This is a genomic window from Gammaproteobacteria bacterium, assembly GCA_029882975.1.
GTDB lineage: Bacteria > Pseudomonadota > Gammaproteobacteria > SZUA-152 > SZUA-152 > JAJDNG01.
This window is the reverse complement of sequence record JAOUJW010000003.1, coordinates 45,080-60,536: the sequence shown is the minus strand read 5'-3', so window position 1 is coordinate 60,536 and position 15,457 is coordinate 45,080. Positions and strand designations below refer to the sequence as shown.

General features: G+C 48.8%; 18 protein-coding genes. 5 read left to right on the top strand and 13 right to left on the bottom strand.

The annotated features are described in order from the left end of the window. Positions 1–9: 9 nt before the first annotated feature. The 4 genes from OEY58_03215 to OEY58_03200 form a co-directional block, all read right to left on the bottom strand. Positions 10–759, bottom strand: a complete 750-nt coding sequence (locus OEY58_03215; GenBank protein ID MDH5324449.1) for a thermonuclease family protein — start codon at positions 757–759, stop codon at positions 10–12. A gap of 205 nt (positions 760–964) precedes the next feature. Continuing rightward, positions 965–1,165, bottom strand: coding sequence for a 50S ribosomal protein L31 (rpmE, locus tag OEY58_03210; GenBank protein MDH5324448.1), 201 nt, complete (start codon positions 1,163–1,165; stop codon positions 965–967). Between the two features lie 127 nt (positions 1,166–1,292). Continuing rightward, positions 1,293–1,634 carry a pentapeptide repeat-containing protein gene (locus OEY58_03205; protein MDH5324447.1) on the bottom strand — a complete coding sequence of 114 codons (342 nt, stop codon included), beginning with the start codon at positions 1,632–1,634 and terminating at the stop codon, positions 1,293–1,295. Positions 1,635–1,785: 151 nt separating this feature from the next. Beyond that, positions 1,786–2,544, bottom strand: a complete 759-nt coding sequence (locus OEY58_03200; GenBank protein ID MDH5324446.1) for a Nif3-like dinuclear metal center hexameric protein — start codon at positions 2,542–2,544, stop codon at positions 1,786–1,788. Positions 2,545–2,932: 388 nt separating this feature from the next. Here OEY58_03200 and OEY58_03195 point away from each other — a divergent pair, with 388 nt between their 5' ends. After that, positions 2,933–4,114 carry a Do family serine endopeptidase gene (locus OEY58_03195; protein MDH5324445.1) on the top strand — a complete coding sequence of 394 codons (1,182 nt, stop codon included), beginning with the start codon at positions 2,933–2,935 and terminating at the stop codon, positions 4,112–4,114. A gap of 78 nt (positions 4,115–4,192) precedes the next feature. Here OEY58_03195 and OEY58_03190 read toward each other — a convergent pair whose 3' ends face one another. Next, the gene (locus tag OEY58_03190) at positions 4,193–4,744 is read right to left on the bottom strand and encodes a DUF2892 domain-containing protein (GenBank protein MDH5324444.1); all 552 of its coding nucleotides are present in this window, start codon (positions 4,742–4,744) and stop codon (positions 4,193–4,195) included. A 200-nt stretch (positions 4,745–4,944) separates the two neighbouring features. Continuing rightward, the gene (locus OEY58_03185; protein MDH5324443.1) at positions 4,945–5,274 is read right to left on the bottom strand and encodes a hypothetical protein; all 330 of its coding nucleotides are present in this window, start codon (positions 5,272–5,274) and stop codon (positions 4,945–4,947) included. A gap of 61 nt (positions 5,275–5,335) precedes the next feature. Here OEY58_03185 and OEY58_03180 point away from each other — a divergent pair, with 61 nt between their 5' ends. Further along, positions 5,336–5,671, top strand: coding sequence for a hypothetical protein (locus OEY58_03180; protein MDH5324442.1), 336 nt, complete (start codon positions 5,336–5,338; stop codon positions 5,669–5,671). Between the two features lie 129 nt (positions 5,672–5,800). Beyond that, complete coding sequence (locus OEY58_03175) at positions 5,801–6,559, top strand: HAD family hydrolase (GenBank protein MDH5324441.1); 759 nt, start codon at positions 5,801–5,803, stop codon at positions 6,557–6,559. Positions 6,560–6,612: 53 nt separating this feature from the next. Here OEY58_03175 and OEY58_03170 read toward each other — a convergent pair whose 3' ends face one another. The 6 genes from OEY58_03170 to OEY58_03145 all read right to left on the bottom strand — a co-directional run bounded on the left by OEY58_03170 (position 6,613) and on the right by OEY58_03145 (position 11,726). Next, positions 6,613–7,956, bottom strand: coding sequence for an ATP-binding protein (locus OEY58_03170; protein ID MDH5324440.1), 1,344 nt, complete (start codon positions 7,954–7,956; stop codon positions 6,613–6,615). A gap of 382 nt (positions 7,957–8,338) precedes the next feature. Beyond that, a complete protein-coding gene (locus OEY58_03165) occupies positions 8,339–9,241 on the bottom strand; it encodes a DUF2167 domain-containing protein (GenBank protein ID MDH5324439.1) in 903 nt (300 codons plus the stop codon). 400 nt (positions 9,242–9,641) lie between these two features. Beyond that, a complete protein-coding gene (locus OEY58_03160) occupies positions 9,642–10,061 on the bottom strand; it encodes an HIT family protein (protein MDH5324438.1) in 420 nt (139 codons plus the stop codon). Positions 10,062–10,107: 46 nt separating this feature from the next. Further along, positions 10,108–10,980, bottom strand: coding sequence for a DMT family transporter (locus tag OEY58_03155; protein MDH5324437.1), 873 nt, complete (start codon positions 10,978–10,980; stop codon positions 10,108–10,110). 36 nt (positions 10,981–11,016) lie between these two features. Continuing rightward, on the bottom strand, positions 11,017–11,292 hold the full coding sequence (locus tag OEY58_03150) for a hypothetical protein (protein ID MDH5324436.1): 276 nt from the start codon (positions 11,290–11,292) through the stop codon (positions 11,017–11,019). A 74-nt stretch (positions 11,293–11,366) separates the two neighbouring features. Continuing rightward, positions 11,367–11,726: a cupin domain-containing protein gene (locus tag OEY58_03145; GenBank protein MDH5324435.1), complete on the bottom strand. Its 360-nt coding sequence runs from the start codon at positions 11,724–11,726 to the stop codon at positions 11,367–11,369. A 182-nt stretch (positions 11,727–11,908) separates the two neighbouring features. Here OEY58_03145 and OEY58_03140 point away from each other — a divergent pair, with 182 nt between their 5' ends. Both OEY58_03140 and OEY58_03135 read left to right on the top strand, forming a co-directional pair. Next, on the top strand, positions 11,909–13,477 hold the full coding sequence (locus OEY58_03140; GenBank protein MDH5324434.1) for a GNAT family N-acetyltransferase: 1,569 nt from the start codon (positions 11,909–11,911) through the stop codon (positions 13,475–13,477). A 234-nt stretch (positions 13,478–13,711) separates the two neighbouring features. Beyond that, a complete protein-coding gene (locus OEY58_03135) occupies positions 13,712–13,888 on the top strand; it encodes a hypothetical protein (GenBank protein ID MDH5324433.1) in 177 nt (58 codons plus the stop codon). On the opposite strand, the gene OEY58_03130 is transcribed toward OEY58_03135, so the two are convergent. Beyond that, positions 13,889–15,448: an ABC transporter substrate-binding protein gene (locus tag OEY58_03130; protein MDH5324432.1), complete on the bottom strand. Its 1,560-nt coding sequence runs from the start codon at positions 15,446–15,448 to the stop codon at positions 13,889–13,891. It abuts the gene before it with no gap. Positions 15,449–15,457 lie beyond the last annotated feature (9 nt).

Genomic DNA, 15,457 nt, shown 5'->3' with positions numbered 1-15,457 from the left:
AGCTGCAAATCATTTTGTTATTTTGTGTTGTTGCCCTGCTCTGTTGGGTTGAACGATCACCGACGGGTGACGCAGCAACATAACCGACTGCGAACCCACGTGCCGCACCCAACCACTGACCTCCCAACGTGACCCAATCATTTTTTTAAGTTCCGCATCATTAAAATAGACCAAATCCCGACTTTGGATACGCAGCGAAAATTCCTTACTCATGGGCAGCCACAGAGAGTTTTGGGTTCGGGTAATGCGGCCGACACGACCGACAACCCGCATAAATCCGGCTTGTTCAGCCGCCAGAGTTTGCGCCTCAATGGCACCGTAAACGGGTAAAGCCCAAACACCCAGACCGGCTTGCCGCGCCAAACGCTGCGCACGGACATAGCAATCGTTAAATGTCAAATTGGGAGGTGAACTGATATGAAACGCCAAGCCCGCTTGCAATAGTAACTGCTGCACATTGCTTCCGTCCAACAAGGCCATGTGAGCCAAGCGACGCCCATAATGATCCCGAGATTTTTGTCCGGAAAGAAGCTGCACAAGCTGTGGTAGCTGTAATAGATCTTGCAAAAACTCTTTGGCTTCACGCGCCAATTCTTGATCCGGTTGACCATCATGGCCTAACTCCGGACTGTTTACACCGATCAGGCGCACCGAAGCGCCACCCTGCAAGCGCACCGTATCGCCATCCAGAACCTGGATCACCGTCTCAGTAGCAGTTTCACCGGAAAAATGACAGTCTTTGGCCCGGTCTTGCACCATGGCCGCGGATGCGTCAACTCCCCATACTTGGACCCACAACAGGCAATAAAAAAGGCGCCTGAAAAAGGCGCCTCTTGGTAACCGTACAACATACCTTGCTAACCCAGCTGTACCGCAATGACCTGAGCCGTATCCAGTGCTCCCCAAGGCTAAAACGCGGCCCCGGGTTTTGTCCGTGCTTCTCGCTGTACTGTTGCTCGTCGTACTATTTACCGTATTTCTGCCGAAATTTATCCACCCGACCACCGGAATCGACGATTTTCTGTTTGCCGGTATAAAACGGGTGACATTCGGAACAAACGTCAATATGCAGATCCTTACCCAGGGTAGAACGGGTTTCAAATGTGTTACCACAACTGCATGTGACCTGGATGGCGTTGTAATCTGGGTGTAATTCCGCTTTCATGCTCTATAACCTTTAAATAAAAGTCTGATAATTCTTGCCTTGCCGCTTGCTGTGCTCGCACCGGCAGCGAAAGACCGGTAATTCTATTGGATTTACCGGGCAAGAACAAGAACTATTCGCATGAAATTTAGGAAGAATACCGCATTCGAGTACCGTGATTCAGGGACATTTCAATTTCCGCCGGACTCAATTCCTGGGGGAAATAAACGCCGGAAATTTTCGCGCCGTTGAGACTGCACTCCTGCATGCGGCTTTCGGAAAAATTAATCCCCCGTAAATCCGCTTGACGGAAATAACTTCCTGTAAAATCAATACCGTGAGCGTTCAGGCCACGCAAATCCAACCCTCGAAAATCGCAATGGGTCAGGTCACAGGTTTCACCACCAGCGCGTCGAGCATTGAATTCCTGCACTTTTTCCTCGCGCAGCAATTGATACATATCATTATGTTTGATTTCGGGTAAGGACATTTTTAACTCCTTGTGTGCTAAGGGCAAAGCCAAGCCACTGTTTACACTTAACATTACTTAACAGTCGGCTTTTCCTTTCAAAGATCGACTCCAGCCTGTCGACTCTTTAGCCCGAAGGAGTGAAATTATTGTTACAGTTTTACCCAAGCACTCATAGAGGGCTATCCACATCCACAAACTCATGAATAAGTCCGAATTTATCCGCCAAATGCTTACCCAGGGCCTGCACCCCATAGCGCTCTGTGGCATGGTGACCGGCAGCGTAGAAGTGGATCCCGCTTTCCCTGGCTAAATGCACGGTTTTCTCTGAGGCTTCACCGGTAATAAAAGCGTCCACTCCCATTTGAATAGCAGTTTCCACATAATGCTCCGCCGCACCGGTGCACCAGGCTACGCTTTCCAATTCGGTGGCCGCTCCGGGAATGTGCAAGGGCATCCGTCCCAAACGCTCACTTATATGCTGAGCAAAGGCTTCCGGGACCAAAGGTGCAGCCACTTCACCGTACATGGCGATTTCAGGCCCACCCTGATGGCCGTATTCTCCCTCGATTTGCAAATCCAACACTTCCGCCAATTGAGTGTTATTACCCATACTGGGATGCGCATCCAGAGGTAAATGATAAGCAATGAGACTGATATCCTCGATTAACAAACGCTGTAAGCGTCGGTGTTTGATACCGGTGATACAGGGATTATCCCCCTTCCAAAACATACCATGATGCACCAATATGGCATCAGCCTCCATATCAGCCGCCACGTCTATCAGCGTTTGATTTGCCGTGACCCCGGTAACCAGTTTTTGGATAGAAGATTTACCTTCAACTTGCAAACCATTAGGACAGTAATCCTTAAATTGGTCAATTCGCAGCAACTCATCGGTATAAAAAAGCAATTCATACAAATCAATCATTATTATCGTTCCTATATCTAGGGCTTTTGCCACGGACGATGCACAGGAGTACAAGTATCGCGAAAGGCAGGCAGCCGAAAGCGATTGGCATTATACCTCAAAGACCGTGGATGCCTATGAATGAAGTGCAACAATGTACAAAAATCGCTCTATGCAGGAAGCCGAAAGCGATTGGTATTATGCCTCGAAGGCCACGGACGATGCTCATGGACGAGCTCGTGTCGCGTCAGGCAGGGATACCGATAGCGACTGGCCGAGAGAGGCTTTTGCCACGGACGATGTACAGGAGTACAAGTATCGCGAAAGGCAGGAAGCCGAAAGCGATTGGCATTATGCCTCGAAGGCCACGGATGGCCGAGAGAGGCCACACGTGCTAAGATTTTACCCCATGAGAAACTCCACCCCGCTAAATTTTATCGTTAAAGCTTCCATCCTGGGACTCGTCGTTGCTTTCCTCATTATTATTTTCCGCCCCGATATGTTCAGCAAAAGCCAAACAGTAGTGGAAATTAATGAAATCAGTGATGCGCAACGGTTTAACCTTTCCAGCTCACCGCTTTCGGGCCCGGTATCCTACGCCAGTGCGGTGGAAATTGCGGCACCGGCAGTCGTCAACATTTATACCACCAAAATTGTTACTGAACGGGCCAATCCGCTATACAACGATCCCCTGTTCAGGTATTTCTTTGGCGAGCGTCTTGCCCCAAGAAAACGCATGGAAAGCAGCCTGGGGTCCGGCGTCATTGCCAGCGCAGATGGTTATGTACTCACCAATTTCCATGTCATTGACGGCGCCGATGAAATTCAGGTGGCTTTACGGGATGGGCGCAGTGCCGAAGCCAAACAGGTTGGCGCCGATCCCGAGTCGGATCTGGCCGTGCTAAAAATCAATCTGGACAAACTACCCAGTATTACCTTTGCCAGCAGTAAAGATTTACGAGTCGGCGATGTTGTGCTGGCCATCGGTAACCCTTTTGGTGTAGGTCAAACCGTCACCATGGGCATTGTCAGCGCCACCGGCCGGGACCGACTGGGCATTAACACCTTTGAGAACTTTATCCAAACCGACGCCGCCATCAACCCGGGCAACTCCGGCGGCGCTTTGATCAACCCCTTTGGTCATTTAGTGGGGATCAACACCGCCATTTTCTCCAAATCCGGCGGCTCTCAGGGCATTGGCTTTGCCATTCCGGTGACTTCCGCCGTGGATGTGATGCAACAAATCATTGAAACCGGCCACGTCAGCCGCGGCTGGCTTGGCATCGAAGTGCAGGACATCACCCCAGCCCTAGCTGAATCCTTCGGGTTAAGCAGCACCGCAGGTGTTATTATCGCAGGCATACTACGCAATGGGCCTGCCGCTGCCGCGGGACTAAAACCGGGAGATATTATTCTGGAAATTAATCGCCAAGCAGTTCGTGACAGCCGAGATGTGATGAACTCCATTGCCAAACAGCCCCCCAAAAGCAAGGTTCGCGTGGATATATTGCGCTTAAAAGAAAAAATGAGCCTGGAAGCTGAAGTGGGCGAGCGTCCACCGCTGCAACAACGACGTGAACACCGAGGTTAAACTCTAAATAAAAAAACCCGTGGCAGGCGCCACGGGTATCCCTGAATGTCTAAATAAAGCAGGAACAAAATCGGCCTATTAAGCGGCTTTTACATCACCGCCATTGCGGGGCAGTCCGGCGACTATCTGTTGAACGTCACCCAAACGAATCACTTCGGCGCCACCTTGACTCACCAACTTAGGAGTAACGCTGGGCTGAGTGCCTGTTTCAAACAAAGCGTACAAAGGATCCCACAGCAAGATGGCACTGGATATCAGGGTTGCACCCACCAAAGCCAACCACGGATAACTTATCGAACTTAGACTCATCACGACTAAGATTAAGACTGATCCCAGCACATAACGAAATGCCGCATCAATAAATCCCATATTCCGACCCCAAAATTTCACAGCCTGATACTTATGTCCAACACTTTGAATGCGCAACAAAGCATATATCGGACACCAGCGGCTGATTGCAGTAAACATGACAGGAATTGCCAATAAGGCTGTCAATGCAGCAACATCTGCATCAACGCTCTGATTACTCAAAGGTACTGCAATTAATCCCAATCCAAGCGCAAAGCGAATGGATTGATCCATAGAACCGACATTAGTTTTAGTATCAAAAATTACAGTTTGTGTGTTCATACAAACACGGACTCCATAAATAGTAGATGTGTAAACGGTGGGCGGGGCTTATAGACGAACCGACAGGAAAACCGCTTTGGGCTGTCCCACTTCTACCCGACCGGGTAGATGAAGCATATTATAGAGCTCGCAATTAAACTGTACAATGAATCTTTTTGATCGTATTAATCGAAAACTTAGCTATCGAAGCCAAAATTAACTTACCGAACCCCCTGTGGTGACACTACTCCTCTCCAAGTAACCGTCTCTCGTAAAAAAGAAACTCCCGCAGGCCTATTTTGAAATCCCCTATAAGGATCAAACAAATGAAGCGCCGTTTCTGCCTCAACATAACTCTCATTTACATATACCCGAGTCAACAGCTGAACCAATTCAGTATCACTTAACCGTAAATCCTCTACCGAACCCACCCGAAATTCCATACCGACTCCTTTCATGGCTTCTATCGCTTCAAAAAGTGAAACATCGACACCCTTAACAATCACTTTTTTAAATCGTTTCAATCCAAAAAAGCGTCTGGCTTTATTCATGATTTTGCGAGTATTTTATTCCCACCTCGACTTTGTCGGACCAACACAGGAGATAGCACAAATGAACACGGCCAAGGCTTTTATCGGCATTGCACTCACCACATTACTGTTTAGTGCCTGCGGCACCACTACCAACACCAGCTCGGTACAAAGCGAACCGGATACACAGACACAAGTTGGCAGCATGATCGCACAAGCCGAAGCAGCCTTTAAAGCAGTTGATCAATTAGGGGGCGCCTGGGTCAATACCGAAGACATGATAGTGGAAGCAAAAACCAAAGCCTCCAAAAACGAAATAGACGCAGCACTAAAACTCGCCAAAGAAGCGTATGATGAAGCCGTCCTGGCTAAAGCTCAATTTGACAGCCAAAAGAGCGCCGGACCCACTTTATTCTAAAACTTCTGCTGAGGCGTAGCGCATTCTGCGCTACGCCTTTCCGACACCCACCCGATCTTCATCTATACCTAACACCCAAATCCATCCGCTTGTTTGTTCAAAAGGGCTGAGATAATATGGTCCTGAATCTTGCCTGAAATTCTCGACTGGTTTGTTTCGGCTAAACCCGTTTTTAACCAAAAATACGTGTACCTGACGATGTATCGCGCCATTTGTTTTGACTTATTTAACACGCTGGTTAGCGTGGGCAGCGTACCACTGAGCGTGGGCCGTACGACGGCAGATGTCCTGGGCGTGGATGCACGCGCTTGGAACCACGCCTGCTTCAGTGAACATCACGAGATTTGCTCACCCACAAATCATGTAGACGTTATACGCACCCTGGCACACCAATTGGACCCGGAAATCCCCTTGGGTGTGATCGAAGACGCAACACGCCAGCGTCAGGCACGTTTTGACTATGCCTTAACCCACCATGTACACCCTGCTGTTGTTAATACCTTGGAACAGTTGCGCCACCGAGGCTATGGGCTGGCGCTGATTTCCAATGCCTCAACAGCTGAAGTCAGCGCCTGGCCGGATTCCCCGCTGCGCCCTTTATTTGACTTATCAATCTTTAGCTGTGATGTGGGGCTGAAAAAACCGGACCCGCAGATTTATCACCACACAGCAAAACAACTGGGAGTGAGCACCCAAGCGTGCTTATTTGTTGGTGACGGTGGCAGTAATGAACACCAGGGCGCTCATCACAGCGGCATGGCTCCCGTATGGTTAACGCAACACCTGAATACGAACACCATCAACCGACGCCAGGGGGAACTGAAGAACTATATTCTGGCTCAGTTCTCCCATCTGGAAGACATTCGCCATTGGCTACCGGGTATGTAATCGGAGATACAACATTGGAACAACGCAGGAACCCTGTATTGGAGTTCGACATATCATGCCTGAGCACCCTGCTTTAACGGTAACTGAATATGGAAGGTTGTACCAACTGTGACATCCGATGTCACAGCGATTTGCCCCTGGTGCTGCTCAGTAATGATAAAATAGGCAAACGATAGGCGCTTGCCGGCATCATAACTTACGTCGGGACTGTCTTTTCTAACAAAGGGCTCAAACAAGTACATTTGTTCATCGCTGGATAACCCAACCCCGTTATGTTGTATTCTTATCCAGAAATGGTCGTAACTGACAATCATTTGAATCTTGATAGCGGCTTCATGAGCGGGGTCATCCACCCGCCCCAGCGCATCGTAAGAATGACGAAACAGACTCAATAAAGCTTGCTGAAATTCAGTCACATAACAAGGTATCATGGGCAAGTGTTTTTCAAAGTCCTTTTCTATCTTGATATCCAAAAACTTCAATCCGGTGGCCGCAGACAGCACATCACCCGCCAACTCCAAGGTATGCTCCATAATGTCCACCATATTGGCCGACTTTATTCGGTCACTGCGACCACGAGCAAAATTGTGTAAGTTTTTTACAATGGATGCCATTTTTTCACCAGTGGCATTGGCGTGACTTAATAAACTGGTGAGCCGCGCCGGCATACCGGTACTGGTGGCTTCGTCCACATATTGACTACTATTGGCAAGCAAATGTTGAAAAGTTCGCAAGTCGAACAAAATGGACTCCAGCGGTGTATTGATGTCATGCGCCATGGACGATGCGAGTTCACTCATTGAGGAAATCTTATCGTTTTGGATCAACATATTTTCCGCCATCATTTTTTTGGTGACGTCATCAATTAGAATAACCGCACCGGGCTCAACATGGTCCTCAAGTGGATAAATAGTAATATCATAACTGTATTGACCGTGCTGGATGTGTTTAATGGTGATGGTCTCTTCGTTCTTAATAGCCTCATTCACCTGGTCCGGAGACACGGTAATGGATGGGTATGCTTCCCAAAGGTTCTGCTCCAACACCGAAGCAGCCTCTAAACCGGAAATAGTCTCTGCGCGTCTGTTCCATTGAGTGATTCTTCCTTCGGCGTTGACACCTACCAACATCAGCGGCATGGATTCTAAAATATTTTTGATAAAAGATTCCGAAGCATGCAGTTTTGACGCTGTGTCTTGCAGTGTCGCTGTGCGCTCCAAAACCCGTAACTCCAGCTCACCCCGTATCTGTTCCAGCGCCAAATTGGATTTACGTAATTTCTTGCGGGTTAAAAACAGAGTAATGACCGCCGCTGACAGCAACAGTATCAGGATACTGCCTGACCAGTTGGCCACATGTTGCCAGTTGGTGGAGCCGTCCGGGTTTTTAAATTGCATCCTCACCCTGAAAGCCGCAGCGAATACGGGCTGGCATTGCAGGAATACGATTATTGAAAGCAGATATTTCATCATGTCAATACTGGTCAACTCACTCTAAAAGCAGAAAATTCGAGCTTACTCAAAACCCCTTAACTGCAAAGCCTTTATGTGATCAAAGGCTGTAGCGATAAGCCCTACCCCCTCCAACCCGTTCATTTGGATGCATTTTTTGCTCCAGGTTAGAACTCTGGCTTGAAACTCCTCCCGCGCAGCCGCAAAACCACTTCGCTCTAATTATAAATTCAAAATCAGTGATTTATAAACACAACACCTTACCACCTATGACCGACGGGGAAGCGCTTTGGTTCCGGCGTGGACCACTCGGTAGCGTGTACAAAATTTAAACTGTTTTGCGTCGGAACAACTTCGGTATTAACAGGCCGATCCCAATCACTAGAAAAATTCCGAATTTTTTAAAGAACATCAAAGCGGCGGCCAACAATCCGGTTTTGACCAACATATTACCCGCCACCAATGCACCAATACCGTAAGCCGCCACCTTATCGAGTTCGGGGTTAAATTCCTCATAACGTTGCCCCGGCTTGAAATCGGCCATAGCCAAGACCGTATCCAGTTGCTTGTCGATGACGGCTTTTTGATCCATGCCGGCAATGAAATTGAGCACCAACACGCCCTTACGACCCAGGATACGTATATTGTAGTTGAGAGTATTTACGGCTTGAGAACCAAACTTGAGTTCTTTGGCCCAAAACAATTTATGCTCTGCTTTATCGTAAAAGGGGCTGGCGGCCCACCCCACCAACTCCAGGGAATCATAACCTTGATTGATTCGTTCACGACTGGCCCGTTCCGCATCGTCTTGCATTTGGGCTAACAATTCATCGTAGTCCAATTTATCCGCATCCTCATCAGAGACATAACCGTCTTCCTCATACTCTATGGTAACGGCCCAAGCACCGTTATCAAAAGGCGTCACCATAGAAGGAAACAACATTCCCAGTGTTTTGGAACCGGGAGGATTACCCCATACCTCGACCAGAACCTTTTCGGCATCGCTTGGATTCAAATAGTAAAAAGTATCGGGCACTTTCAAAGTGGCCACACCATTGGGCAACTCAACCACACCGGTTTTCCGATCCAAAGAATCCCAAACCGATTTTGCCCACAAAACCACTTTTTCTTCTTCGCTCACATCAGAATTACCCGTATCACTTGGAGATAGGTTTTCTGCACACAATCCCATCGGGGCAAACAACAGGAGCAATAGGAGCCATTTATCCATGAATCTCTCCAAAAATGATGCTGCAATAACACAGCGTTTATCTATACTATCCAAGGCAATGTCGCACATTCTACGCTAACTCCTCTTGCCAGTCAGTACCGTCTAACCTTAAACTGCATAAGCAATCTTTCCTCAAAAAATAGTGGACAAAGACATAGAACATTCCTCAAGAATTCGCAAAAACTGTCCTAACTGCCAGAAAGAGTTTTTTTGTGGCGAACGACACATCGAATCCTGTGCCTGTCAAATAGTGAAGTTAAGCGAAACCCAGCGCAACGCATTATCGAAACAGTTCAGCGGCTGCCTGTGCCCGGCATGTTTGTTGCGCCTTAAAGAAAAACTTAAAATGTAGGAAACTCAGGTTATTTCCAACAAGGTCATGACCTATGGTTCCTTATGCTTAAACTTTCCCTGCCTTTTGTCGATATTGCCGTACCCTCGCCATGAATTGCTGAACCTGAGTTTCATCATAGCGTTTAATAGAGGCATGCCCCCATACCACACCGGGCCAGGCAGGATCCTCAGGATGCCTGCCAACGATATGGACGTGTAATTGCGGGACCAAATTACCAATAGCGGCAATGTTCAGCTTATGCATTTGCATTGAATCTTGCAAAAAATGCGACAAGGTATTTATTTCTTCCCACAAGTGTGTTTGCATTTTTTGCTCCAATTGATACAGCTCGGTTTTATCGGTCTTTGGCACCAAAATAAACCAGGGATAATGGGCATTATTCATTAGCAATAGCAGGCTCTCGCTTGACTCCTCAAGCAAATAGCAATCTTGCTGTAACCGTGAGTGTAATTTAAATTCAAGCAATGGCTACCTCCTGTTTACGCCTCATTGGCTTTTCATAACGATCCTGCTACGGGCTTGCAGCAGGACGTCGCGCGATAAAGATAAGGGCCAATCCTCCCAGCAACAAAACCGCCGACTGGACTAAACGCGATGACAAACTTTCAGATAAAAACAATACCCCCCCGGATGCCGCGAGTATGGGTACCATTAATTGACTGACTGCAGCCTGGGTACTGCTTAGAAACGGCAGTACCTTATACCAAATGGCATAACCTACACCCGATGCCAGCGCACCCGACGCCAACGCAATCAGAAAGCCGGTTTGATTAATGGACAGCCCGCCGAAAACAAAACCCAAGCCTGTAATCACCACAACTAAAGGAATTGCCGCGATGAAATTGCATGTCGTCTCCGCGAAAGGCTCACGACTGTTGCGGCCCATAGCAGTATAAATCCCCCAGGCAATCCCTGATATCGTCATCAGGGTAAAGCCGGAAACTGAAGGCGTGTGTAAATCCGGTAGCACCAAATACACAAATCCAAACAAAGCCAGACTGGCTCCCAACCATTCCTGGCCGTTAAGCAGTTCCCCCTCCCATATGGATTTCACCAACATGGTAATCTGAACCGAACCAAACAGTATTAAAGCCCCGGTTGCCGTATCCAAACTCAAGTAGGCAAAGGAAAAACTCAAAGCATAAAAAAACAGCAAGGCCGCTGCAAGCCACCCCCGGCGTGAAGGGCGCCGGAGACTGCCGCCACCGAGACGCAACAACAACCCCAAAGTTACAGCGCCGGATACCAAACGTATTACGGTAAAACTCAGCGCATCGGTATGGTGCTGTTCCAGGGCCAAACGACACAAAACCGAATTGGCCGCAAATGCCACCAGTGCCAGCGCGGTATAACTTAAGGTTTTCCCCAGAGCTACCGGATTCACGTGAGGGCAATGGCCGTGAAGAAAGTTTCCGCGAGCCTAGACCGCATCAACACTTTGATCCAGCAAATCACAAAGCCGGTATAACAGACCAAAATACACTTGAGCCTCTCCCTGCAAGGTGGGGTTAAACTGACGCATTTGTTCAATGCAGTGCTGTAAGGTTGCACGCATGTTCCGGCTCAAACCACCGCGGCGCAAATACTGCTGTATGCATTCCTCCGCCTGCCGCCGTGTTTGCTCTATGTTTTGCGGCAGCAAAACCGGTTTTGTTGTTGAGTTTAGTGTTTGCCACAGTTGTTCAATTGCGGTCATAGTTTCTCATTTCCAATAACTTTAACTTAGTCGTCCCGTAAACCTTTTGCAATTTTACGCTCACACATTCAACGCTAGGGATACGGCACTACATTTTCCTGCTCATTGGCATCATTGCGCGCCACCACCGCCCGTGCAGCCTGGGTTAAGCTTAAATTAAAGGGCTGATGCGGCACTCCCGGCGGAATAAACAAAAACTCCCCCGGTTTGCTCACGACACGTCGGCTCAGCCCGGGTCCATAGCGAGTTTCCACCTCACCCTCCAAAACGTAAATTGCAGTTTCGAAATCACGGTGTGAATGTGGTTGCGCCGACGCACCCGGAGGTATGACCACCAGATGCATGGACAAGCCTCGGCTACCGGCTGTAGTAGCGGATACCCCAACAAAATAAGGTAGTTTTTGTGCCGTCAATATTTCCTTTTCCGGGCGCACACAAACTAACTCCCTATTCTCTTCATCACTTGTCAAAACCCGGCCCTTCCATTACATTGTTTTTAAACTAGACGCCTTAAGTATAGGCTACAATATAGTCCACTAACATAATACGAAGTACAGCAATAGCTATAGGCACTGGTTTATTAGCCACCACCACTAAGAGAAGGCAAACAAATCCGATGACCCCCAGACTTTCCAACCTATCTTCAAAACTGAAACTGCGGAACGCCCAACTCAGTGATGTGGAGCAAATTGCAGACCTGTCCGAACGAGTCTACGCCGGTACCGGCATGCACGGTTACCCCGAAGGGGCCCTGACGGGGCAAATCAATAACTTTGCTCAAGGACAATTTATCATCAGCGTAGACGATAAAGTGGTGGCTTACTGCGCCACTTTTCGCATTGGGGAAAATGTCGGACTTAAACCCCATCACTGGGCGGAAATCACCGGCAATGGCTATGCGTCACGGCACGACCCTAATGGTGATTGGCTCTATGGAATGGAAGTGTGCGTAGACCCGGAATATCGCGGTTACCGACTGGGCCAACGCTTATACAATGAACGCAAGAAATTGTGCCAATCCCTGGGACTAAAAGGTATTGTTTTTGCCGGACGTCTGCCCACCCTGGCAAGGCGCCTTAAGAAATACGGCAGCGTAGACAGCTACATTGAAGCCATAAAAAACAAAAAAGCCCGTGATCCGGTATTGTCATTCCAGTTGCACAATGGTTTTGAGATTATCGGAATTATCAATAACTACCTGGCGGCGGACGTGGAATCCAAGGGCTATGGCGTTCATTTGGTCTGGCGTAACCCCAAAGTCCCCGACACCCTATCCCATGCCAACAACAAAAACTATGGCGGCCGTTTACCGGACACCATACGAGTAGGAACGGTTCAATACAAACAACGCCGGGTACGTTCCTTCGAGGAATTCATGGAAATTGCTGCGTATTTTGTCGATGTGGTAGCGGATTATAAAGGCGACTTTGTGGTCTTCCCGGAATTATTTACCCTGCAATTGCTTTCTATCGAAAGTCAGGAACTGTCACCGTCGGAGTCCATCGAAGCGTTAACCAAGTATACACCCCGTTTCAAAGAAGCCATGCGGGATATGGCGCTGCGCTACAATATAAATATCATTGGCGGTTCTCACCCCACCCGCATGGACAATGGCCGAGTGGAAAATATTTCTTACATTTTTTTGCGTGACGGATCCATTCACGAACAAGCCAAGATTCACCCCACACCCAACGAAGTTTACTGGTGGAATATTGAGGGCGGCCATACACTCAAAGCCATTCAAACCGATTGCGGCCCCATCGGGGTTTTGATCTGTTACGACTCAGAATTTCCCGAGCTGGCACGCCATCTTACCGACCAAGGGATACAGATTTTGTTTGTACCCTTTTGCACTGATGAGCGCCAAAGCTATTTGCGGGTACGCTATTGCTGTCAAGCCAGAGCGGTTGAAAACCAACTCTATGTGGTGATGTCAGGCAATGTGGGCAATCTGCCTAATGTGGCTAATATGGATATTCAATATGCCCAAAGCTGTATTCTTACTCCTTGTGATTTCCCTTTTGCCCGCGATGGTATAGCCGCAGACACTACGCCGAATGTGGAGACAGTAGCCATCGCCGACCTGCGACCCGACACCCTGACCAGCGCCCGAAACAGCGGCACGGTGAAAAATCTGCGCGATCGGCGCCATGACTTGTATCAGATACAGTGGCGCGGTAAATGAGCAACAGCGCCACTGGCACAATTGAAGACTGGACTAGGGCAAAGTATTCAACGCACCTTTCTTTCAACAAGAACCGGTACCGGCTAACCAATGATTACCCGATACACCATAACAACCTGCGGGATGGAATCTTCGCTGGTCATTCGAGTGCCTAGTTGACAAGCCATGGGCAACTGGGCAGTATGCTCAAGCATATTTCTAAACCAAATCTGCATCTATCTTAAGGAAAACGCCATGCCGGAAGATTTACCCAAAGCCGTCCTCATCTTATTATGGTTATTAAGCGGCTTTATTGTGTTTGGCTATTTGTTAATGGAATTTGGCTGGCTTATCAGTATGGGTTTTGCTGTGGTGTATAATATTCTTCCCGGGTTTTGGCTGTATAAAAAATCCCAATCAACCCCGGAGTAGCTACCTCAGTTGAATCCAATCCGCCTCGGGACGCAACATCTTTTGAGCCAAATCCGCCTGAAGCAGGTAGATACCGTGGGCCCCCACACGCTTACCCGGACCAAAGCTCAAGGGTGGCAACATCCCGGTTTTAAACTCCCCCATATGCTCCAGAGCATCTATAAAAGATTCCCGCCCAACTCGTTTACCGCTGCGCTTTAACGCTTCCACCGTCAAAGCACAAGCGGCATAGGCGCGTATTTTTGCATTGAGATGGTTACGGTTGAGTTTATGACGCTGGTAAAATCCGGCGAATACCTGCGTGTTTTCCGGATCATGCCCACTGATAAGAAAGGGATATGCCAGATGGATCTTGGCATCAAACCCCAGCGGTGCCGCCAGCACCGATGCACCAACCGTAGCTCCAGGCACATACATATGGGGAAACCAGGCCAATTTTTCCGCACTTTGCAGAAATTGACGCAAGTGCGGCTCCGCGCCCAAAAACACCACAGCAGAAATACGGCCTTGCTGTAAAGTTTTGGCCGCGCCGTCGGGCATAGGGCTCGCAGGATCATATGGCAACTGCAACGATGCAGCCCCTGCCGGCGCTAAAGCTTGTTGTAAATTCGGCTGCGGTGTTTTTGTTTGCGCAAACATCACCGCAACGGCCTTCGCTCCAAAGCGTTTTTGCGCTTGCGATACCAACGCTCGACTTTGTGTGCTCATACCGCCGAAAAGATAAAAGGTGTGACGCCGACCACTGATTTGCGGCTTATTGGTATAGGGGGCAATCACCGGTGTGGCGTAGGACTCCGCTAACAGGGACAACTCCTCGTCCACTGTCGCAGAAAACGGATTGAGCAGGGCGAACACCTGTTCCGAACTCAACATTTGCTCTACCTTGGTTAACACATCCTGTTGCGAATCCGCATAAGCAATTCGCAGCACCAGTTTGCGACCAAACAGGCCGCCGTTTTTGTTTACATCCGCCACATAAGCACGCAACACAGATTCTATCGCCTCTGCCAAAGCGCTCACACCCGGTCCCTTTGGCAACACAGTCCCCAGTGTAATATTGTCGCGGCTCACTCCCGGATCCGATTCATCCTGAATACGCTTTAGATAGGCCAACAGGGCGTCCGCATCATTCTTTTGCAGACCATAGCGCGGCATGGTGCTATCCAGACGGTTACCACCCGGATCAAGTCCGCGGGTCACTGCTCTAAAGAAAAACTCACTGGTGTATTGTGGAAAACGTCGACCCGATGCCGACTGGCCACCATAGGATTTGCTGAGATTGGCCCACTGTATATTGGCAGGAATCACCCCACCTTCCGGGCGACCCAGTCCATCACGCCCGTGGCAACTGTTGCAAGGCATGGTCGATGCGGGCAGTGATACAGAGGTCGCACCCACTTTAGCACTGATGTCATTGCCAAAGGGACTGGTGCCTTTGGTATAAATTTGTTTGCCCTGCGCCTCCAGCACACTCAATTCTAAAGCGGCGCAAGGATGCAACACGGCCAGAGCACCCCAAGTACCCAGAAAAATAACGCATTGAGCCAGTTGCTTTGACATTAAACCACC